The sequence below is a fragment of the Maribellus mangrovi genome (assembly GCF_037646455.1).
GTDB classification, from domain to species: domain Bacteria; phylum Bacteroidota; class Bacteroidia; order Bacteroidales; family Prolixibacteraceae; genus Draconibacterium; species Draconibacterium mangrovi_A.
Genome location: NZ_JBBIXN010000001.1, coordinates 274,366 through 295,735 on the forward strand (window position 1 = coordinate 274,366; position 21,370 = coordinate 295,735).

The following is a 21,370-nucleotide window of genomic DNA, read 5'->3' on the forward strand; positions in this document are numbered from 1 at the left end:
GAATTAAGATTCAGGATTCGAAATTTATGTTGATCCGTTCGATTTTATGAAAGATCTACTCTACTGTAACACTCTTTGCCAAATTCCTTGGTTGGTCCACATTGCATCCTTTCAGCAAGGCAATATGATAAGCCAACAGCTGAAGCGGAATTACCGCCAGCAAGGGCGCCACTGCCGGGTGGGACTTTGGAATCTCGATAACATCATTGGCCAGTTCCTTTAAACCTGAATCTCCCTCAGTAACAATGGCAATAACGTTTCCCTTGCGTGCTTTCACTTCCTGAATATTGCTCACCACTTTTTCGTAGTAGGCATCTTCAGGAGCAACAACAACCACCGGCAAATTATCGTCGACCAATGCAATTGGGCCATGTTTCATTTCACCTGCAGCATAACCTTCGGCATGAACATAGGAGATCTCCTTTAATTTCAGGGCTCCTTCAAGTGCTACCGGGAACAGGTAGCCTCGTCCCAAATACAGTGCGTTAACTGCTTCATGGTATTTCTCCGCAATCTTCTGAATCTTCTGATCGCTTTCCAGAATGATCCGTCCTTTTTCGGGAATCTCGGACAGTTCATTCACGAGCTTTTTATATTCCTGGATATCGATGGAGCCTTTTCGTTTGGCGAGTTTTAATGCGATCATGGTAAGTACCGTCACCTGTGCAGTAAAGGCTTTGGTTGAAGCTACCCCAATCTCAACTCCGGCATGTGTATAAACACCGGCGTCGGTTTCGCGAGCCAGCGACGAGCCAACCACATTACAAATGCCGAGTACTGTGGCTCCTTTCGATTTTGCCAAATGAAGTGCCGCCATCGTATCGGCGGTTTCCCCGCTCTGACTGATCAGAATAACCACGTCTCTTGAATTGATGATGGGTTTGCGGTAACGAAATTCGGAAGCATATTCCACTTCCACCGGAACACGGGCATATTCCTCGAACAGATATTCGGCAATAAGTGCTGCGTGCCACGAAGTTCCGCACCCTATAATAATGATCCGTTCGGCCTCTTCAAGCTTCGGAAAAACATTAAGCAAACCTCCCAGAACGATCTCGGAATAATCTTCGCGCAAACGACCGCGAAAAGTTTCTTCAATGGTCAGGGGCTGTTCGTAAATTTCTTTCAGCATAAAATATTCAAATTCCCCTTTATCCAGTGCACCGATCTCCAAATCGAGGTTCGATATTTTTAGTGAAACAGGATTGTTCTGTACATTCTTCAGGGTAAATCCATCGCGTTGGATAATGGCAATATCTTCGTCGTTAAGGTAAACCACCTGGCTGGTATATTCAGCAATCGGCGAGGCATCGCTGGCAATAAAATACTCCCCGTCTCCCAGGCCAACAACCAAAGGACTACCCTTGCGCGCCACTACAATTTTTTCTTTCTCGCGGCTGCATAACACAGCAATTCCATATGCTCCCACCACCTTTGACAAAGCCAGTTGAACCGCGGCTTCGCTGGTCATTTCTTCACTTTGCAGGTAGAAATATTCAATCAGGTTAGCCAGAACTTCTGTATCAGTTTCGCTTTTAAACGAATATCCATGTTTTACCAGGTCATCCTTCAACCTGGCGTAATTTTCTATGATACCGTTATGAACCACCGAAAAAAGGTCACCCATCGAGTTATGCGGATGCGCATTTTTATCACTCGGCTCGCCGTGTGTAGCCCACCGTGTGTGGCCAATTCCGACTGTACCTGAGCAATTCTCGCTATTTACAAAATCTTCCAGTTCAGCGACTTTTCCCTTTCTTTTGAAATTACCAAGCGAACCATTTAAAAGCGCTACCCCGGCCGAATCGTAACCCCGGTATTCCAATCGCTTCAAACCGTTTATCAAAATCGGGAAAGCTTCCTTCCCGCCTATGTATCCAACTATTCCGCACATACACGTGTGTAATTAAAGTTTAGTGTTCAATATTTGAAGTTAATGTCGCAAGCAACTTCATGGTTTCAATTACTTTATTTCCGAGCGTTTCTTTTTTCTCCATGTGTTGCTGAATGGCTGTTACGGTTTCGTTCTTTTCAAATTCGCCACGCACTTCTGCAAAATCGAGCTCGCGCGCACCATTACGACCATCAACACCAAATCCCGTCATTTTCGCCATCGAGAATTCTTTTTTAGCATCCTCGTACAAATACTCATCGATGCCGAGCACACTCTTTTTCCAGTTTTCCACTATGATGATCACGTCTTCAGAATGGAAATTAGCCAGTGGTCTTCCATAGAATTCCTCCAAGGCATTGGCAGCCCAGGTCCATTCGTAATTGTAGTAATTTTTATGCAACATGGCCAACCCGGCATTCACTTCCTCCAAAGATTGTAAAGCACCATTTTCCACTGAAATCAAAAGCTGATCGAGTGCTTCATATGGACATAACATCCCGGATAAATCCACCCAATATCCTTTGCCCAACGATGTGTCGGGCTGAAGTACTTTTCTGATTTCATCCAGATCTGTAAAATTCCGATCACCAAGTCGGGTAATCAGTGAGTTTCCAAGAAATTTCCAGATGGCCATTTCATAGAGTTTGATCCCCCGATCAAGCGCATGTTCTTCAATTTTCATCCGATCGAAATCATAAGCCTTGACATCTTCTCCGGCAGCCTCCTTAATCGATTGAAGTTTCTTTCGCCCCGAAATCATTTTATGTACCGTGTAAGGACTCAATAAATTAAAATTGATTAAGTCGAGCAGGTTGGAATCTTTTCGTTTATCGCGTCGTGGCCACTTCTGGGTGTCGCGAATCGTCCCGATACTTTTAAGATTTATACCCGGAACCAGTATACTTTCATCTTTGCTCTCGATCAGGTATGAAAATGGAAAACTCGTTGTATCGCAGTGTTTGTAATGCCGCCCCATAACCAGCGAAAATGCCCCGATATGCGAAGGCCACAACAAATAGGAATCGCTGGTAGTTTTTGCCCCGCGTTCCATAATTCCCTGATGAATCGGTCCAAGTTTATACAGGTGATTACTTTGATTTGATCCACTACCGGCATTCAAAAACGAAAACATACCGGCAATAAGCAAGGTAGATTTGTGGTGGGTTACGGTATAAGGGCCTGCAAAAATGGAACAGGCTTCACCATGAAATCCCTGGCAATTGGCAAAAAATACCGAATTTTCTGCCGAATAGTGTTTGTCGAGCACACAGCCCTGCCCAATAAAACACTTGGATACAAGTGTGGAATCGGTAACCTGCGAGCCGGAACTAAGGATAAAATCTTCCATTATTACACCTTCACCAATCATAACCGGCGCTTCGTAATTACTGTTAATGCTGCCGTTTTTTAACTTCTTGGCGCCGTCGATCAGCGCAGCCGGTCCGGTTTTTACATTTAAAATGGTATTGCAGTTTAGTATTTTTGAATCCGCACCGATCGTTCCCTTTTCACTGCTAACGAATTCGGTATAATCCTGAACCATATTCTTAAGCGAACTCACCAGTTTTGGCCGGTGCCGATACAAAGCCATGATGTAAGCCACATGTGTTGACAGGAAATCGTATATCGGTATTTCACGACCACCACCTTCGTTAATTGCCTCTACCAAAACTCCATTCCCAAAAGAAGATTTTCCGTCGACTGCCAGCGTGGTGATGTTATGAATGACTACGTTTTCGCCAATATCGTAATTGGCAATGTAACTCCTTACATTATGTATAAGTGCATTTCGGCCCACTTCGCAATTGTGAAGCCATGCGTTGTAAATTCCAGTATTAAAAGTTATTCCCCCAATCAAATTAACGGTTCCGGAAAAACTATTCAGCCGAATTCTACCGGTTAACTTGGTATTATGAATACTGTCGGGAATAAAATCGTGAGATACTTTTATTAAACTCCAGTCGCTTGAAGAACATCCTTGATGAACAAGCTGTCCTATTTCTTCATCGAGTAAATCGCGAAAATGTGCTGATGTATTTTGAGCCATAACTAGTTTCAAACATTAGAAATTCAAATGTACGGCTTTCTAACTACCACTCAAACACAAAACCTAACAATAAATAAATCATGGCCCATCACAACCTAACATATACATTATAAAACAATGTTTTAATGCATATTACGAACACATTAATCCTTACACAAAATATTTAACAGTGAAATAAAAACCTAATCACAACTGGAAAAGATAGGAAGCTAAGCGAACGCCTGAATCAAGATGGAGTTTTTTACGTATCCGGACCCGCGAAATTTCAACACTCTTGGATGTAATGTTCATCAATCCGGCAATATCTTTACTCGAAAGCCCCAGACGGATGTAGGAACACAGTTTCTTGTCTTTCGCAGTAATAACAGGATGCTTTTTTTGAAGACGATCTAAAAATCCGGGATGTATTTTTTCCACCTGGTTTTCAATCATGCTCCAGTCTATGGTTACTGAATCGTGCTGTCCGAAAGCTTCCGAAAGTTGACTGATAATTTGTTTTTGCTTTTTGGAATCAGCCTTTTTGTATTGCTCAATGAGGTTATTTGTTTTCTGGATCAACTCATTTTTCTGAGAAAGCAGCAATAAAAAAGAAACCAACTCACGATCTTTTAATTCCAGTTGATGTTGCAAATGTTGCTTGTTGCGTTGTTCAAACTCCTTACCTTTTTCAAGATCAGAAATGTGTCCCATGGCTCGCTTCAAACGTGTAATATCCTGAACCGATGCACGGATTCCAAGGTATTTCCCCAATTTGTCGTACACGCCACGAACATTCATCATGCACCAACGTAATTGTTTTGTTCGGGTTAAAATTCTGAATTCAAGCGTTTGGTTAATCTGCGACTGACCCAACGATTGTTTCAGAAAAGTATTAAAGCTTATTTTATCGGCTTCATAAACCAGCAAAACATCAATTCCGCTGGCATGAATAATTTCATTCGATGTGTAACCAGTAATGTCGTAACACGATGGCGAACAATATTTTATACTCCCATTGGGTTCGAACCACAGTTCCCACGCAAAAGTAAAATCAGCAATCAACTGGTAATACTGCCTTCTTTCCAGCTCACTCTGATAAAGAGCAGAAGAATCCTCAAGCTGAATTTTCATTTCCGAAACTTGGTTCCGCAAATCTTCCAAAAGCGCACTGTGTTCCTTTTTGTTTTTATGATCCATCGATTAAACTTAAAACAGGTACTAAAAGTACTACGTGTAAACAGGAAAAACAAACCAGATCAAAATCCCCGACAGGCTGTAAATATGGCCAACAATAACTCTACATTTATGTAGGATTCTGTTTCTTGTTTCATACATTTTTGAAGGTAAACTACAATACAAATTCACTAAGCAACTGATATCCAGCCCTCCATTTATTTTGGCACCGGCTTTGACTTCATTCGCAACAAATAAAAAAGTAATCAGCGGAATGAAAGTAATGTTACCGGTAAAACAGGAAAGTGCTGAACTCAGGCAAATGGCCGAAGGATTTCACAACATTGAATTCGTTTGCATTTACGACAACGATTCGAAAAATTGCGAGTGGCTGGAAGCGAAAAGCTTGAGTAAAACTCCCGGCGGATTGAACAGTGAGTTGCTACAGCGTGGCGTAAGTACCATCATCAGCTTAAATTTGACACCCATGGTACTGAACCTATTTAAACGCAGCAGCATTGAAGTGTTAAAAGCCCTCAGCAGCGACATTAACGAAAACATACGACTTTTTGAAGAAAGCGAATTGCCATCGTATTCAACACAGGAATCCCGGTCACTTCAGGCTTGCAACGGTAATTCCTGTTCGAGCTGTTCCTCTTCATGCGCTTAAAAAATAAAAAATATGGCACTCGGAAAAGCAATAAAGTTTATAAAAAAAGTGGGATTCGATAATGACCTGCGATCGTCGTGTTATCGCAGCAACTCAAAAGCTGAGCTACTTGAGCAACTCGGATTCGATGAAGTGGAATTTGATGACGCGATCAACATGCAACTAGTAAAATGTCAGTCCTACGAACAGGCTGAACATTTTCAACAATTAAGAATGTGGTTTTCAATGTTATAAATTAAATATTATGAAATTCAGAAATTTAGAAGCGGTACGATACATCATTAAAGAAGCAACCGGGCTGGATTTGACTTACGCCTACGAAGACCTGGTATTTCCGGAACATATGGCTTTTTTAATTCAGTTTAACGACAAGAATGACAAAAACCTGTTTTGCTATTTTCACGAGGATTGCAACCCGAATGACAAGCAAGTTATTTATCAGCAACTATCGAAAGTGGCATTAAAAGATTCGATTACCCTTGAAAATAAAGGTTCGTTTATTCTTGAGCAAAAAAACGAGGAGGTAGAAATTCGATTTAATTAGCGCAACATCATCGACAACTCTTCGATGACGTTACATACCATTCGATTATCTATAAACTCCTATCCTTTTAGGGAGCCCCCTAAAACATTTTGCAATCTTATCTTGTTGTATAATTACAATAAATTCACAATTAACACTTTTCCGCATCAATATGATACGCAAATCTTTTTTTTTACTTACTTACATAGCATTGAATCTTTTGAAATGTTTTAATTTAAAGTGATGGAGAAGATGAAAAATGCAGGCGGTATGTTTAAAGATTACCGGGAAACGGAGGGTATGTTCGATGAAGTTTATTCGGCAAAAGGAAAGGTGCAGGAATATTACAATGAATTAATATCTGCCATTGATTCCATTACCGAATCGGAATTTCAGATCATTAACGAATCGGCAAAAAATTCCTTTATGAACCAGGGAATAACTTTCGCCACCTACAATGAAAATCCTAAAGGAGTTGAACGAATCTTCCCCTTTGATTTGTTTCCGCGAATGATCGATTCACACGACTGGGAAAAGATTGAAAGTGGACTCCTCCAGCGTGGTCATGCAATAAATCTGTTCCTTCACGATCTTTACCACGACAAAAAAATATTAAAAGACAAGATCATTCCCTCTGAGCTGGTATTTTCATCGTCGAACATGTTAAAGGAGATGAATGATTTTACACCTCCCGGAGGAAGTTATTGTCACATTTCCGGAACAGATCTGATCCGCCACTCTGATGGTGAATATTACATTCTGGAAGATAATATTCGTTGTCCGTCAGGTGTAAGTTACGTGCTTGCCAACCGCGATGCCCTAAAACGAACGATATCGCAATTATTTAAGCAATTTAATGTTGCTACAGTTATCGATTATCCTTCGGCATTGTTAAAGATCTTGCATTCGGTAAGGCCTGCCGGGGTTGATGAACCGGTTTGCGTTGTACTCACGCCGGGCATGTACAATTCAGCATACTACGAGCATTCGGCACTGGCACAAAAAATGGGCGTTGAACTGGTTGAAGGCCGCGATCTATACGTCGACCAGAATTTCGTGTACATGAATACCATTGAAGGACCGGTAAAGGTAGATGTTATTTACCGTCGCATTGACGATGCTTTTCTCGATCCGCTTGTTTTTAATCCGCAATCGGTACTCGGAGTCCCGGGATTAATGAGCGCCTATCGAAAAGGAAACGTTACCCTGGTAAATGCCCCGGGAACAGGTGTTGCTGACGACAAAGCAGTATATGCCTTTATGCCCGACGTCATAAAATATTACCTGGGCGAAGATCCAATTCTGAATAATGTACCCACCTATCGATGTAATGTAGAAAAAGAAATGGACTATGTACTGGCCAATATTGATAAACTGGTAGTTAAACCGGTCGATCAATCGGGTGGTTATGGCATTTTTATTGGGGCACACGAAAAAAAAGAAAAAATAGAAGAACAGAAGGCATTGATCAAACAGAATCCACGTGGTTACATTGCTCAACCCATTATGAATCTTTCGTTGCACTCGACATATATTGAGAATAAAAAACTGTTTGAACCGCGCCATGTCGACCTCCGGACTTTTAGCCTCATTGGAAATAATTACGAGTACGTATTAAAAGGAGGGCTTTCGCGTGTAGCTTTAAAGGAAGGAAGTTTAATTGTAAACTCTTCTCAGGGCGGAGGTTCAAAAGACACATGGGTAGTGGATTAAAGATCATGTTCTTCAAATAAAATCAGCACGAATATATGTTATCAAGAACAGCAGAAAATTTATTTTGGATGGGCAGGTACCTCGAACGTACCGAACACCTGGCACGTTACATCAATGTCCAGTATTTCTTTTCGCTGGATACGCCACACCCCAAACAACGCGATCTGGCCCTACTATCAATTGCCGATATGATTGGCTTTGAACTGGATGACATGAGAAAGAACATTCAGGAGGAAAAAGTATTGGTTAGTGCTGCACTTTCCGAATCAAACCCCGTATCAATACTTTCGGCAGTTTTTATGGCCCGCGAAAATGCACGTGCTGTGCGCGACAGCATTTCAGGAGAACTGTGGGAAGCCATGAATAACTTTTACCACTTTGTGTCGAATTACCCGGTCGACATTTACAAAACAAGAGGGCTGGCCGATTTCACCCAAAACGTATTTAAGAACTGTTCTACGGTGCGGGGAAAAGTTCAGTACACACTGCTTTACGATACCAGTTGGCTGTTTATTCAACTTGGGATTCACCTGGAAAGTGCTGCCCAGATCGTGCGCATTCTTATCAGCAAAATAAACGATATCAACGAAATAAGTAATCTTAAACTTGGTAATGCCATTTTGGAACAGGAATGGGATGTTTTACTCGACAGTGTGGAAGCAAAAGACATGTGCAATAAATATTATACCAGTTTGCCAAATCGCGAAAACACCCTCGATTTTCTCCTTTTCAATCCATTTTTTCCACGCTCGGTAATCAACAAACTAAAGCAAACCATGGAAACGTTGGAAAAAATTAGTCCGGAACGATTAGGCACCAAAGACAGCATCAGTTTTAAAGTGGCGAAAATTTCAACGCCGTTTTTTTACCTCGATGTTAATGAAATAGATGAAAACTTGCCGGAGTTCCTGGAAGACTTATTATCAAAAATTTACTTAATTAGCGACATGATAGCTAATGAATATTTTAATTAGGAATGCCAGTTTATCAAATTACGTACAATACCAGGAACCAATATTCCTCGAAAGTGCGCGATGCTTTACTGGAATTCATGGTTTTCCCGGCCAACCTTGAGAATCAGAGGGTCGAGAATCTTGAGTTTACATTCGAACCCAACTCGTCCTACTATACCGGACAAAATTTCTTTGGATTTGATTTTCTGAGATTCAGACTGAAAGATATTGGTGACAGTTTCTCTTTTAATCTCCGGGCAAATGTGCACAAAACTGAAACCAATCCATTTGACTTTCACCCCATTCCGTGGAAGGAAGAATCCACGATCCTGCAATCGGATGAATACCTGATTGACAATTACCTGTTCCTTAGTGAAAGTGATGCCACCCGCTTGCCGGAAGGCTATCAGTTTCCACGAAGGGAAGCTGAAGAAACGACCTTTAATTTTGTGCAGCGGGTTAACCGTTTTATTCACGAAGAAATTGAATACGACAACCGGGTAATAGATCCTCACCGTTTGCTGACAGAAACATTAGCCGAGAAGCGGGGAGTGTGTCAGGATCTTGCCCACATGATGGCAGCCATTCTGCGTAGAAACAAAATACCTACCCGCTATGTGAGCGGTTATCTCAATCAGGGTAGCGATGTGATCGGTGCCGGAGCCGTACACGCCTGGATTGAAGCTTTGATACCAGGCGTGGGATGGATTGGATTTGATCCGACAAACAATTTGTTGGAGGATCATCACTACATAAAAATTGCGCATGGACAAAATATAGGCGATTGTACAACACTTAAAGGAATTATAAAAGGAGCCGGATACAACCAAACCAGCTACGAAGTATTAGTGCAGGAACAAAACATAGAATGTAACCAATGACTTATTGTTTAGGAATCAGACTCAAAGACGGACTGGTGGCGCTTAGCGACACCCTGATCACTTCAGGCAACCAGACCATTACAGCAAAAAAATACAAAATATATAGTAAAGGCGATCATCATATTTTCCTGATGACCTCGGGATTACGCTCGGTTCGCGATAAAACACTGACCTATTTCTCTGAAGAAATGAAGGAGAAACTCGAAGGCATGAATCACATGTACCAGGTTGTTAATGCACTGGGCGATCAAATAAAGCGAGTGGCTGCCGAGGATAAAAAAACGCTCGATGAAAGTGGTATCGAATTCAATATCAACACTATAATGGGTGGAAAACTTGATGGTGACGATGAGCAAAAGCTCTACCTGATATACCCACAGGGAAACTGGATTGAGATTGGAAAAGGATATCCTTTTACCATTATTGGTAACTCTGGCTACGGCACTCCGGTACTGCGCCGCACAATTAACTATTACGAGTCGAGCCTTAGATTCGCTCTGAAAACAGGATTTTTATCTTTTGATTCAACACGTGTTTCTGCCAACGACGTAGGATATCCGATCGATGTAATTATTTACCCAAAAGACAGCAACGAATTGATAGTAAAACGTCTCGACGAAAAAGATCTTGCTGAGATTTCGCATTTGTGGGGAAATAAACTTACGGAGGCCGTTCGTGAGATTCCTGACGACTGGACCACCGGCATTCTTCCAAATGGAAGTTAGATCACCGGAACTTTCCATCAATATTCTTTTTTATCGTTCTTATTGATCCAGTTCGAAAATAAATAAAGCCCTTCTTCCCGTATGATGTTTTCGAAATCTACCCGGCGTTCGTCAATTTTTAGTTCGAGTTCGTCGTAAATAAACTGATCGTCGAAATTCGCTGAAGCGGCATCTTCGCGGGTACAAGCGTAATAGATCTTCTTAGGTCGGGCCCAGTAAATGGCGCCCAAACACATCGGACAAGGTTCACAGGAAGTATAGATCTCACAATCGTCGAGCTGAAAAGTTCCCAGCTTTCTGCAAGCCTCACGAATGGCAATAATTTCGGCATGTGCTGTCGGGTCGTTATACGACGTAACACGGTTAAATCCTTCGGCAATGATTTCGCCATTTTTTACAACCACAGCTCCAAAAGGTCCTCCTGCATTCATCTTCATACCTTTTTCGGCCAATTGTATGGCTGCACGCATAAATTTTCTGTCCGATGCTGTCATAACATTTCTGAATGTTTGTAGGTGATTAAAGTTAGCACCACGGCGCAGAAAAAACAAGAAACAGGTACTTATTCATTACGCTTTTGTTTCTCCACACTCCTTGATGACGGCCGGAGAATCAAACGCAACGATTGGTCATATGTCATGTAATTCCACAACCAATTGATAAAAATTACCAGGCGATTTTTCACTCCAACGATCGACATCAGGTGTACAAACATCCAAACCATCCATGCCGGGAAACCTGCAAATCTCAGATTCGGCAAATCAACCACCGCACGATTCCGGCCAACCGTAGCCATCGAACCTTTGTCCTTGTATTCAAAAGGAGCCTGCGCTTTTTCGCTTTGTATATTCAGCAGGTTTTTTGCTAGATTTTTGGCCTGCTGCAAGGCTACCTGTGCTACCTGCGGATGCCCCTGCGGATACTTTTCAGTCTCCATGTATGCAATGTCGCCGATGGCAAAAATATCATCATGTCCTTCCAACTGATGAAAGCTATTTACTTTTATCCGATTTCCCCGCACCACAAAGTCAGGATCTACTCCGTCAGGCATCTGTCCTTTAACGCCGGCAGCCCAGATCAGCGTATTGGTCTGAAAGTTTTCTTTATCCTCCAACTCAACTTCCTCCCCATCGTAATTCAACACCTTGTGATTGAGTTTTACTTCTACATCCAACCCCTTTAAATAACTAACTGCTTTGTCACCTGCTTCCGGGCTCATACCGTGCAAAAGATGTGTATTAGCTTCCACGAGGGTAATGGTCATGTTGTTAAAATCCATTTCGGGATAATCTTTGGGAAGAACAAACTTGCGCATTTCGGCCAGCGCACCACAAACTTCAACTCCAGTTGGTCCGCCGCCAACCACCACCACATTCAACAAGCGGCGTTTCTCTTCTTTATCGAGCCTTGTTACTGCACGTTCAAAATTCTCGAGTAGCGTGTTTCTTAAAAAAAGTGCCTCCGATACCGATTTCATCGGAATACCGTTTTTCATGAAACTTTCCATTCCAAAAAAGTTAGTGGTTGCACCCGTAGCAATCACCAAGTAATCGTACCAAACCGTTCCCAGTGTGGTATCGATCATTTTCTCGTCGGGCATTATTTTTTTTACATCGGCAATCCGGATAAACACATTTTTAATGTTTTGAAAAACTTTTCTTAAAGGAAAAGATATGGAGCTTGGTTCGAGGCCGGAAGTAGCAACCTGATAAAAAAGCGGCTGAAACTGATGGTAATTATTCCGGTCGATCAACGCAACCTGAAAATTGTGTTTGTATAATTTACGGGCCAGCTTTAGGCCGGCAAAACCGGCTCCAATAATCACAACACGAGGCTGATCCGTTTTAGGAATGTTAACAGGCATAATCTGTAATTTTCTAGTGAAACAAATGCTTAGATGGAAAGTTCTTAGTTAAAGCGGAAGGCAACGATTTGTTTACATTGACCGGAATTCAGAAACATTTTGGCATCAAAACACTATATTCCAAACGTTCGATTCAACTCTTTTATAATCTTAGATATTTTTCTTCTCGGTAATCTTCTCAATAATTACCATCTTTTAATTGACTTTTATTATTTATAAATATGATTTATATTTGAATAGTACAAATACAACTTCAATAAATATAACAACATTTACAAGTACTTTACCCGACGAAATTTTGGACCGACTCAATCAAATGGCTCAAAAACTTGCCATGCCAAAAAATAAGATCATTGAAACAGCCCTGCAAATCTACCTCGACCAGCTAACAAGGGCTGAGTATATAAAATCGTATAAACAAGCTGCAGCTGACGAGAGCATACTTGAGATTGCAGAAGAAGGCATGGAAGATTACTTTAAGCAACTTGGCGATGAAACAAAATGAAATCTGGCTTGCTGATTTAAATCCGGTTAAAGGCAGTGAGCAAAAGGGTATGCGTCCGGTGGTAATTGTAAGCGGAAATGTATTGAATGAATACATGCCAATTGTAATTGTTTGCCTGTTTACTTCAAAAATAAAAGGTTACAAAGGAAATTTGATTTTGGAACCGGACAGCATCAATCAACTTTCAAAGCCATCGGAATTGCTCACTTTTCATATTCGTTCGGTATCGAAAGAAAGACTCGTGAAAAAAATCGGGGGAATTACCGAAAAACAACTGGCTGAAATTAAACTAGGATTGAATGATATTCTAAGATACTAATCCACTCTTAAACCTGTAACCAACTGTTTCTTTTGAAGCGAAAACCAACTCAGGCCGGTAATCCAAACGATCCCATTTATGAGAATTAATACTACAACCAGCACAACGGTTGAAATAGAAACATCGGTATTTGTAGATAAAAACGATGGCAAGGTAGCAATTACCGCTGTTGCAAAACCGATTATCACGCCTGTTAAAAGCAGCGTCAGGTATTCGTCCACCAGCATTCTAAAAATGGTATTGATCCGAAATCCGATCGCCTGCAGCATCGCCAATTCGCGGCGTCGTTCAAGAATGGTTCGTGCGAGAATAACGGCTAGACCAATTGTTCCCAGTATCAATCCGAGCGTACCTAAAGCCAAAAATATCGACAGGTAAGTATTGGTTACCGAATAAAATTCAACCAATCGTTTTGCGGCCAGTTCCATCTCCCAGCCATAATCGCGAAATACTGATTGCAGCTCGTCTCCAATGGCCTGTTCATTTTCCCGGTCACCGTCTACCAAAAACACATTTGAGCCGCTACTGCTTGGGTAATTTCTCAGAAATTGTTGATTTGAGATCAGAACATAGCCCTGAAAAATGGAAGGGGTAGTTCCGGCAACCAGTTTTAAACGGATGGTGTCGCCCAACTCATTCTGGTATTCCAACACATCACCCACTTTTTTCTGTAACCCCCACTGAATAACGGTTTGGTCGGCAATGGCAGGAATTGTTCCATCCCCGAAATCCTGATCCAGATTCAGCCACGGATCGCCATCCAACTCCTTTTGTTTTACAGCGAATGAAAATCTGCCGGCGAGATCAGCCGGATCAACTCCTAAAATGGCGGGCTGTGCAATGCGATTCAAATTCAGGCAGCTGGCATCGTCGCCTTCCACTTTACGAAATTGCAAAAGACTAAAGTCTTCATAAATCCCTTCTTCTTCCTTTTTCTGCTCATTATTTACATCAAAAAGAACAGGAACGGTTGTCTCTGCAAAGTAGAGGAAACCACCGGTTCCACTCGACTGATCATCGGCATTGGCAAAAAGATCGAGTTTATTCGATCCGGTGGAAACCACAATAAAAGTGCCCAGTGCAAATAAGATCACAACGGTTAATGAACGACTCAGATTACGACTCAGATTAGCTTGTGTCAACGTATTCATGCTGAGATCTGTTCTTTTGCTGTTCTCAATTCGCACAAGAATTTTACGAAACAAAAACAAAAATCCACTCAGCAGAAGAGCTCCCAGGATGAAAAACATGGTAGATTCAAGTTGGTCGGCAGTGAACTGCAGGGCCAAAATAACTGCAACAGCCACAAATGAAATCCACATGAAAACATCGTAGATGAGGCCTGACTTTTTACCTCTTCTTTTTGTTACCGACTTTTGAAGTTCGACAATTTTCTTTTTTTGAAACTGGCGAAGGGATATAAAAATAGCAAGCAGCGACACCAGCACACTAAGCAACATCCCAACAACCAGCGTCGATGGTAATATCTTAATTTCCAAAACATTTGTCCGAACAATATCGAACCATAAAGTATTCAACACACGAAAAACCAACTTTGTATAAACAACCGAAACGAGAACTCCAACAATGGCTCCAGCAATAGCTGTTACCAATCCTTCGGAGATATAAAAACGCCTGATATGTTTTTGCCTGAAACCAACAGCGGCAAGCAAACCCACTTGTGTCGAACGGTTTTCAAGATTCAGCCGGAACAACAAGGCTGTTAAGATTACTGCAGCAATCAGGATAAAGAAACTGAGGCCAATAAACAATCCGCTAAAATCGGTGCCGTTCTGTGCAGCTTCTACTCCTTCCTTTCTAACCGGCTCAATTAACATCCCGAGGTCGGTGGCTGTAATATTTTGTTTGAACACCTGAAAATACTGTTCCTTACTAAATGTAGCCTCAGGATAACGCATCGCGGTATAACTCCCAAATCGATTCGACCACATTTTTACGGCTTTTTCCGTCGATACAAAAGCTTTTGGTGTTCCCTTGTACTCGTTCCAATAGACCTCATCTTTGTCACGAATCGCATCCAGATCAATGGGAACTCCAGCTTCCCATTCGCGGCAATGACCGGCATCCGAAAGTCCAGGCAGATGCGGGACACGCTCCGGATCACAAAGTTCCGAATTCATTCCAATGACGTGTTGCAACATAAAAACCGATTCTTTTTCAATCAGTTTTCGCAACGGTCCGATCTCGAAATATTTGAGTTTAATTGAGTCTCCAACAACGGCTCCCAAATCATCAGCGGCCCATCGGTTAAGCACAATATCATTGAATCCAAGACCATACTGAATGTTAGATGCAAAGGAGTAAGGAATTCCGACTTTAGTTTCCGGAGTTCCGGATTCAAGTTTCGAAATTTCATTTACAAAATAAGTCAGAACGGATTGTGCTCCCGGCAATTTTTGGAGTGTTTCTGCCACCTTTTCCTCCATAAATACCCGCTCGGTAGCTATTTCTTTTTCACCGGATTTAGTAAGTGTTTTTAGTTGCAATCCGGCATCAGAAGGAGTCAGAGATTGGTTGACCGATTTTAATACTTCTGAGTTATTCAGATCGCTCACTACCAGAATCCGATTGGCCTTACCTTCGAATTCCATTAGCTTATTCAACCGTTCAATCGACAGAAAAATATTGTAAGGTGCTGTCTGCGAATTCTTCAGGCTGAAACGTCCTAGCTGAGTTTTACCCAATACTACCTTCACTTCGGCACGCAAAGAAACTGTTGTCTCTTCGTCCGAGACAAAAGGCGCATTCATCGGAATCAAACTGGCCTTTTTTATTCGAACAAGAATGTTGTCTCCTTCCCTGACCTGAAGCTTCTCCGCTAAATTCCTGCTAACAGCAATCTGGTTATCATTCAGTTCTGTCAAAACAGGAGAATTTGATATCTCCTGAAAATCTCTATCAACGCCAACTACCTGCACCTTGTTTGCACGCCACTGGCCACCATCGGCCACTGCCAATCCTTCCAGCTGCAAAATCGGTGAAGCTATGAGTCCGGGTTGATTCGCTTCCATTTCCGCAGCCATTTCCTGCCTGAAATACCGATCTGTTGCTGCCACCTGGTGTGTTGTTTCACCCAATCGGTAAAAAGTTGCCTGAGTTAGACTGTATCGGACCGAATCGCCAATAACCAGTGAGCCTGTCAGTACCATGGTACTGATCACCACACCCAGCGCCACCAGCAGGTTTGCCCTTAAATAATGAATAAATGATTTTATTACAAATTGTAGTCTGGTCATAATCATCTTTAGTCATTCCCACGAATGCGTGAATGGGTTCAATGTAATTGCCCGTTTTTTAAAGTCAGTTTTCGCTCCATCTTATTTGCCATTTCAGCAGAATGCGTAACAGTAACGAGAGTCACCCCTTCCTCGGCGCTCAGTTCAAGCAACAAATCAGTGAGGGCTGTGGCATTCTCTTCATCCAATGCACCCGTTGGCTCATCTGCCAGAATAAGTTCGGGCTTATTGATCAATGCCCTTACTACTGCTGTCCGCTGGCATTCGCCTCCCGACATTTCCGCAGGTTTTTGATTGCGCTGCTCCCAAACTCCCACTTTTCTAACCAGATGCTCTGCCCAGTTTTTATCGTCTTTCGATGTCTTTCCATGCGCCAGAACCGGCAATAGAATATTTTCCATCAGAGTGAGTTGCGGCATTAAATGATGGAGTTGAAACACAAATCCCAGGTTCTGATTTCGAAATGTCGCCAGCCGATCTTTTGAATAAGAAGTCAGGTCACTTCCATTAAAAATCACCTCTCCAGCATCGGGTAAATCGAGTGCCCCTATCAGGTTTAATAAAGTTGTTTTCCCCGATCCGCTTGGTCCGACAATCGACAATCTTTCTCCCTTTTTGATTTCCAGATTTAGTTTATCAAGCACTGGTCGAAAACTATGTGTGCCGGGCTCTCCGTATCCTTTTGATATATTTTTTAGTTGTAGTAACATCTGTTTAAGTTAACCGCAAAGGGCGCAAAGTAGCGCAACGCTCGCAATGATTACTGACGCAAACTTTCGTATAAAGTTATAATTTCTTTGGCGTGGTTGTGAATATTGAACTTCTTTGTTGTGCCTTCGTAACCATCTCTGCTAAGCTTTTCCAGTTTTTCCGGATCAGTTAACAGTTCGCTCCAGGCTTCGCTCAGTTTTATAGGAGTATTGGGCATGTAGGTCACACCGCCACCTGACAGTTTTATGATCTCGGGAAAGGCTCCAAGCGCGGGCTGCACCACCGGGACTCCTGAGGCCATAGCTTCAATCATGTACATTCCGAAAGCCTCGCCAATACGAACTGGCACTGTGATCATCTGTACCTTTTTGAAAAAATCATTGACTTCTTTGCCTTCAAAATCCGGCACAATTTCAAAAGCTTCCCAAAGGTTGTTCTCCTTTAATTTACGTTTTTGTTCTTTGTTGAATTTTGTGTCATCGCCGGTTGAACCGCCGGTTGCAATCAGCTTCACATCTTCAAAACCCGGTTTCTGCTTTAGTTTGATAAAGGCATCCACCACAATGTCAAAACCATCCTTATGGCACATCCTTGAAATGTACCCGACATTACGTGGCTTTTCCTTTACCGATAAATATTCATAATCTTCCACATCCACTCCAAGATGTATGGTTTTCAACTGATCATCCGAAAGCTCCATGCGTTCTTTCATCACCCCGGCAAAAAAATCACTCACCGATACCAGCATATCAACGTCATTCGACCGCTCATGCATCAGCTTCCAAATTTTTTTCTGAAACTGCTGCTGCATCGGATCGATCCACACATCTTCATCCTGCAAGGTACAAACGACAGGAACGCCTATTTTCTCTTTTAACCTGCGGGCCAATCCCAATAACAGGGCATTCGAGATATGAATAATATCGGGCTTGCAATGCTCCGCAATCCAGTTGACCATATGGTAGAGTTCGTCTTTTTGTTCTCCTTCTTCCCCCAGAAGCATCGAAAGGGTCATATCTTCCAGCCCTTTAGCATTTGTGGAGCCGGCCATCGAGGCTGCCAGCTTCATCATAGGCCTTGAATTCAGCAGACGATCGAACCAGGCCGGTGCTTTCCGGAAAACGGGATACAGTTGTTTCAGGTAAGTACTTATTGCACCGTAAAAAATCGGGATATCTGAAATGTCGTGCTCGTCGGCAAACAGGGGCAAATACATCGGAATTTTGGTCACCTGATGTCCTTCTGCCCGAAGCGCATTAAAATATTTGCTGTCGCGCAGGCAGTTTCCGCAATAAAAACTACCGCCCGAACCGGGTATGATCTGAATAATATTCATATTCTTTAGGTTAGAAGTACGAAGAAAGAAGCAGAAGGAAAATTCATTTATTTCTCACTTCTTTCTCTAACTATTTTCCAAAACAATACACATTCCCGTCGTACGCCCCCACATAAATCTTCCCGTCAGCCACAGCAGGATTGCTAATGATCTGGCCGCCAATCTCATATTTCCAGACAAGTTTACCATCCGATAGGTTCACAATCGCCAGATCGCCACGCATATTGGCTACGATCACTTTATCCTGAACAATCAGCGGCGACGCTTCCACATGCCGACCGGTATTGTACTCCCAGTACATTTCTCCCGTATTCTTATTAAAACAGTACAGGAATTTATTATAGTTGGCCGTTACGACTTTATCTCCGATTATAGCGGGAGAAGCAATAAACTGTAGTTTGGTTTTTTCGTGTTCCCACACCCATGTCGTACGATCGTCTTTTAAATCGACCTGAAAAAAACGGCCATCGTAATCGCCTATGTAAGCTTTATCTTTTTCCACTGCTACCGAGTTAGCAACATAAGTGGCCACATCTATCTTTTTCACCAGCTTTCCAGTTGCAATATCAACCATGTGTAAATAGCCATCGCAACCACCAAACATGGCCATTCCATCCTCGCAGGCAGCAGCACCGTTTATAAAATTATCAGATTCATATTTCCAGAGACCTTCACCCGTTTTCGCATCTACACAGTGCAGGTAATAATCGTAACTTCCTACCACAATACGAACCTTATCACCCGACTTCCACCAGTTGGCCGAACCAATGATCTGGTTTTCGCATTCGTATTCCCACAGTTTCTTTCCGGTTTCCAGTTCAATGGCATACAACATTCCGTCCAGGTTGCCGATGTAGACGGTTTTATCCAAAATCAAAGCCGGAGCTTCAATGGAATTATTGGTTTCGAATTTCCAAAGCAACTTCCCCTCTGTATCCAGGCAGTAAACAAATCCATCGGTGGAACCGATCACCACTTTATCCCCAGCAACAACCGGTGCCGATTTTATATTGTCATCAGTTTGGAAAGTCCATAGCAATTCAGGTGAATCGGGAATAGTGCTTTTAGAGACGCCGTTCAGTTTCTGGTCGCCACGAAAAATAGGCCATGAAGAAGTGGGTTGAGCATTCGCCCCAAAACTCAGGATTATTAAAACAACTACTATCCAATACTTCATAACACCTTTTTTATAAAGATTGTAGAATGAAAATCAAAAATATGAAAATCGTTAATCATCATTCATTTCTTTCAAACTTATAGCACCGGTAGGGCAACTCTTAGCCACTTTCTCGGCGGTTTCAGTCAAGCCTTTATCCAAAGCTTCCTGAAAAGGTACACCAATTTCCACATCAAAACCTCTTCCAACATACGAAAAACCAAATCGCTCGGAATACTTTTCCGTTAAGCGCACACAAATACCGCATTTAATGCATTTTTGCGGTTCGTAAATCACCGATACGTGATTGATTTGTTTGGTAATACTTCGTCTGTCGCTGGTTTTAAAACGTTTCTGATCGACCTGATACTGATCGGAATACTGACGCAATTTACAATCATCGATGGCGCGGCAATCGCAATGCAGGCAACGTTTGGCTTCGGCAATTGCTTCTTCTTTTGTAAAGCCTGTATGCCCACCATCTTTAGGGAATGTTCTTTTCCCGGGAACGGATTCTTTTAAATATTCTGCAAATTCTTCCGCTACTAATCTGCCAAACCGTGAATTGAACAGGCGTGGTTCACCTTTGATTTCCTGATTATCGAGGAACTGCAACACCGAAAAAGCCACTTCTTTTCCCTGCCCTACCGAGCGCACCGCCAAACGCGACGAACGCAAAACATTTCCAACCGCAAACAACTTCTCATCGGAAGTTTGATAGTTTGAGCGATCGACAGCAATTCCTTTGGGATTTGATTTGAGTCCAAAAATTTCTGCGTTTTCTGAAATTGCGCCGGTAGCCACCACAATCGCATCGTATTCTTTTTTAAACTGTTCGAATTCCTGCACTGCAATAGCTTTTCCTCCATGAAATTCAACACCTGTTTTCAGGATGGCATCGATTTCTTTATCGAGTACCTTTTTAGGCAGAATTTCGTCATCGATCTCAGTTCGAAGCAATCCACCAGCTTTTTCGTTTTGATCAAACAGTGCTACCTGAATTCCTTTTAATTGAAGGTAATAAGCCGCTGCTAATCCGGCAGGACCTGCTCCAACAACCGCAACTTTTTTACCTGATTTTTCTATTCCAAATAAATCCGGTTCAATACCATCGTCTCCGACAATGCGTTTCAAAAGACAAATTGAAACCGGTTCATCCACTGTTTTACGGTGGCATGCTCCTTCGCAGGGTGCCGGGCAAATACGGCCCAAAACAGCGGGCAGGACAATATCTTTTTTTACAACTTTCAGAGCCTCATCCAATTTATCGGCAGCAATCAAGCGGTTCATCTTTGGAATGTCCATGTGCGCCGGACAAGCCACCTGACAAGGTGCTTCGCAATCGCCAACATGTTCGCTCAACAACAATTCAAGGGCTGTTTTCCTCGATTCTGTCACCTCCGCATTTCCGGTATCGATATCCATTCCGTCAACCACATTTATCGAGCACGACGGCAGCAACTTACCTGTTGCGTGATCTTTTACCATACACAACATGCAGGAAGTAACATGCTCCAGTTCGTCGTGCCAGCATAGATTCGGGATGTCGATGCCCAAAGACTGTGCAGCTTTCATCACCGACGTGCCTTCTTCAATCTGAATTTCTTTGTTATTTATTTTTAGTTTGATCATTTTTTCATAATACTAGATACTCGGTTCCTGCT

19 protein-coding genes are annotated in these 21,370 nt (G+C 42.3%); 9 read left to right on the plus strand and 10 right to left on the minus strand.

All coding sequences use genetic code 11. From position 1 onward, the window contains the following. Positions 1 to 55 precede the first annotated feature (55 nt). From glmS to WFY05_RS00940, 3 genes are all read right to left on the minus strand, one after another. Positions 56 to 1,894: a glutamine--fructose-6-phosphate transaminase (isomerizing) gene (glmS, locus tag WFY05_RS00930; protein ID WP_340110833.1), complete on the minus strand. Its 1,839-nt coding sequence runs from the start codon at positions 1,892 to 1,894 to the stop codon at positions 56 to 58. Between the two features lie 19 nt (positions 1,895 to 1,913). Next, a complete protein-coding gene (locus WFY05_RS00935; protein ID WP_340110834.1) occupies positions 1,914 to 3,953 on the minus strand; it encodes a DUF4954 family protein in 2,040 nt (679 codons plus the stop codon). 174 nt (positions 3,954 to 4,127) lie between these two features. Then, on the minus strand, positions 4,128 to 5,117 hold the full coding sequence (locus WFY05_RS00940) for a PAS domain-containing protein (RefSeq protein WP_340110835.1): 990 nt from the start codon (positions 5,115 to 5,117) through the stop codon (positions 4,128 to 4,130). A gap of 250 nt (positions 5,118 to 5,367) precedes the next feature. On the opposite strand from WFY05_RS00940, the gene WFY05_RS00945 reads away from it, so the two are divergent. The 7 genes from WFY05_RS00945 to WFY05_RS00975 all read left to right on the plus strand — a co-directional run bounded on the left by WFY05_RS00945 (position 5,368) and on the right by WFY05_RS00975 (position 10,558). Beyond that, positions 5,368 to 5,763, plus strand: coding sequence for a NifB/NifX family molybdenum-iron cluster-binding protein (locus WFY05_RS00945; protein WP_340110836.1), 396 nt, complete (start codon positions 5,368 to 5,370; stop codon positions 5,761 to 5,763). A 12-nt stretch (positions 5,764 to 5,775) separates the two neighbouring features. Next, positions 5,776 to 5,997, plus strand: a complete 222-nt coding sequence (locus WFY05_RS00950) for a hypothetical protein (RefSeq protein ID WP_340110837.1) — start codon at positions 5,776 to 5,778, stop codon at positions 5,995 to 5,997. A gap of 10 nt (positions 5,998 to 6,007) precedes the next feature. Beyond that, positions 6,008 to 6,307, plus strand: a complete 300-nt coding sequence (locus WFY05_RS00955) for a hypothetical protein (RefSeq protein WP_340110838.1) — start codon at positions 6,008 to 6,010, stop codon at positions 6,305 to 6,307. Between the two features lie 222 nt (positions 6,308 to 6,529). Continuing rightward, positions 6,530 to 7,999, plus strand: a complete 1,470-nt coding sequence (locus tag WFY05_RS00960; protein WP_340110839.1) for a circularly permuted type 2 ATP-grasp protein — start codon at positions 6,530 to 6,532, stop codon at positions 7,997 to 7,999. Between the two features lie 35 nt (positions 8,000 to 8,034). Then, positions 8,035 to 8,973 carry an alpha-E domain-containing protein gene (locus WFY05_RS00965; RefSeq protein WP_340110840.1) on the plus strand — a complete coding sequence of 313 codons (939 nt, stop codon included), beginning with the start codon at positions 8,035 to 8,037 and terminating at the stop codon, positions 8,971 to 8,973. A gap of 2 nt (positions 8,974 to 8,975) precedes the next feature. After that, complete coding sequence (locus WFY05_RS00970) at positions 8,976 to 9,833, plus strand: transglutaminase domain-containing protein (RefSeq protein ID WP_340110841.1); 858 nt, start codon at positions 8,976 to 8,978, stop codon at positions 9,831 to 9,833. Further along, a complete protein-coding gene (locus tag WFY05_RS00975) occupies positions 9,830 to 10,558 on the plus strand; it encodes a proteasome-type protease (RefSeq protein WP_340110842.1) in 729 nt (242 codons plus the stop codon). Before WFY05_RS00970 ends, WFY05_RS00975 begins: the two co-directional genes overlap by 4 nt. 17 nt (positions 10,559 to 10,575) lie before the next feature. Here WFY05_RS00975 and WFY05_RS00980 read toward each other — a convergent pair whose 3' ends face one another. Both WFY05_RS00980 and WFY05_RS00985 read right to left on the minus strand, forming a co-directional pair. Then, positions 10,576 to 11,052 carry a nucleoside deaminase gene (locus WFY05_RS00980; protein WP_340110843.1) on the minus strand — a complete coding sequence of 159 codons (477 nt, stop codon included), beginning with the start codon at positions 11,050 to 11,052 and terminating at the stop codon, positions 10,576 to 10,578. A 68-nt stretch (positions 11,053 to 11,120) separates the two neighbouring features. Further along, entirely contained in the window at positions 11,121 to 12,422 is a 1,302-nt protein-coding gene (locus WFY05_RS00985) for an NAD(P)/FAD-dependent oxidoreductase (RefSeq protein ID WP_340110844.1), read from the minus strand. Positions 12,423 to 12,654: 232 nt separating this feature from the next. On the opposite strand from WFY05_RS00985, the gene WFY05_RS00990 reads away from it, so the two are divergent. Together WFY05_RS00990 and WFY05_RS00995 are read left to right on the plus strand one after the other, a co-directional pair. After that, on the plus strand, positions 12,655 to 12,927 hold the full coding sequence (locus WFY05_RS00990) for a CopG family transcriptional regulator (RefSeq protein ID WP_340110845.1): 273 nt from the start codon (positions 12,655 to 12,657) through the stop codon (positions 12,925 to 12,927). After that, positions 12,914 to 13,246, plus strand: coding sequence for a type II toxin-antitoxin system PemK/MazF family toxin (locus WFY05_RS00995; RefSeq protein WP_340110846.1), 333 nt, complete (start codon positions 12,914 to 12,916; stop codon positions 13,244 to 13,246). The genes WFY05_RS00990 and WFY05_RS00995 overlap by 14 nt, the downstream gene beginning before the upstream one ends. On the opposite strand, the gene WFY05_RS01000 is transcribed toward WFY05_RS00995, so the two are convergent. From WFY05_RS01000 to WFY05_RS01020, 5 genes are all read right to left on the minus strand, one after another. Next, positions 13,243 to 16,503 (minus strand): FtsX-like permease family protein, encoded by a 3,261-nt coding sequence (locus WFY05_RS01000; RefSeq protein ID WP_340110847.1) that lies wholly within the window; start codon positions 16,501 to 16,503, stop codon positions 13,243 to 13,245. The two genes, WFY05_RS00995 and WFY05_RS01000, sit on opposite strands and share 4 nt — an antisense overlap. Before the next feature lie 38 nt (positions 16,504 to 16,541). Then, complete coding sequence (locus tag WFY05_RS01005; protein ID WP_340110848.1) at positions 16,542 to 17,213, minus strand: ABC transporter ATP-binding protein; 672 nt, start codon at positions 17,211 to 17,213, stop codon at positions 16,542 to 16,544. A 50-nt stretch (positions 17,214 to 17,263) separates the two neighbouring features. After that, entirely contained in the window at positions 17,264 to 18,550 is a 1,287-nt protein-coding gene (locus tag WFY05_RS01010) for a glycosyltransferase family 4 protein (RefSeq protein ID WP_340110849.1), read from the minus strand. Between the two features lie 70 nt (positions 18,551 to 18,620). Beyond that, on the minus strand, positions 18,621 to 19,727 hold the full coding sequence (locus WFY05_RS01015; RefSeq protein ID WP_340110850.1) for an outer membrane protein assembly factor BamB family protein: 1,107 nt from the start codon (positions 19,725 to 19,727) through the stop codon (positions 18,621 to 18,623). A 51-nt stretch (positions 19,728 to 19,778) separates the two neighbouring features. Continuing rightward, on the minus strand, positions 19,779 to 21,338 hold the full coding sequence (locus WFY05_RS01020; RefSeq protein ID WP_340110851.1) for an FAD-dependent oxidoreductase: 1,560 nt from the start codon (positions 21,336 to 21,338) through the stop codon (positions 19,779 to 19,781). Between the last annotated feature and the right edge of the window lie 32 nt (positions 21,339 to 21,370).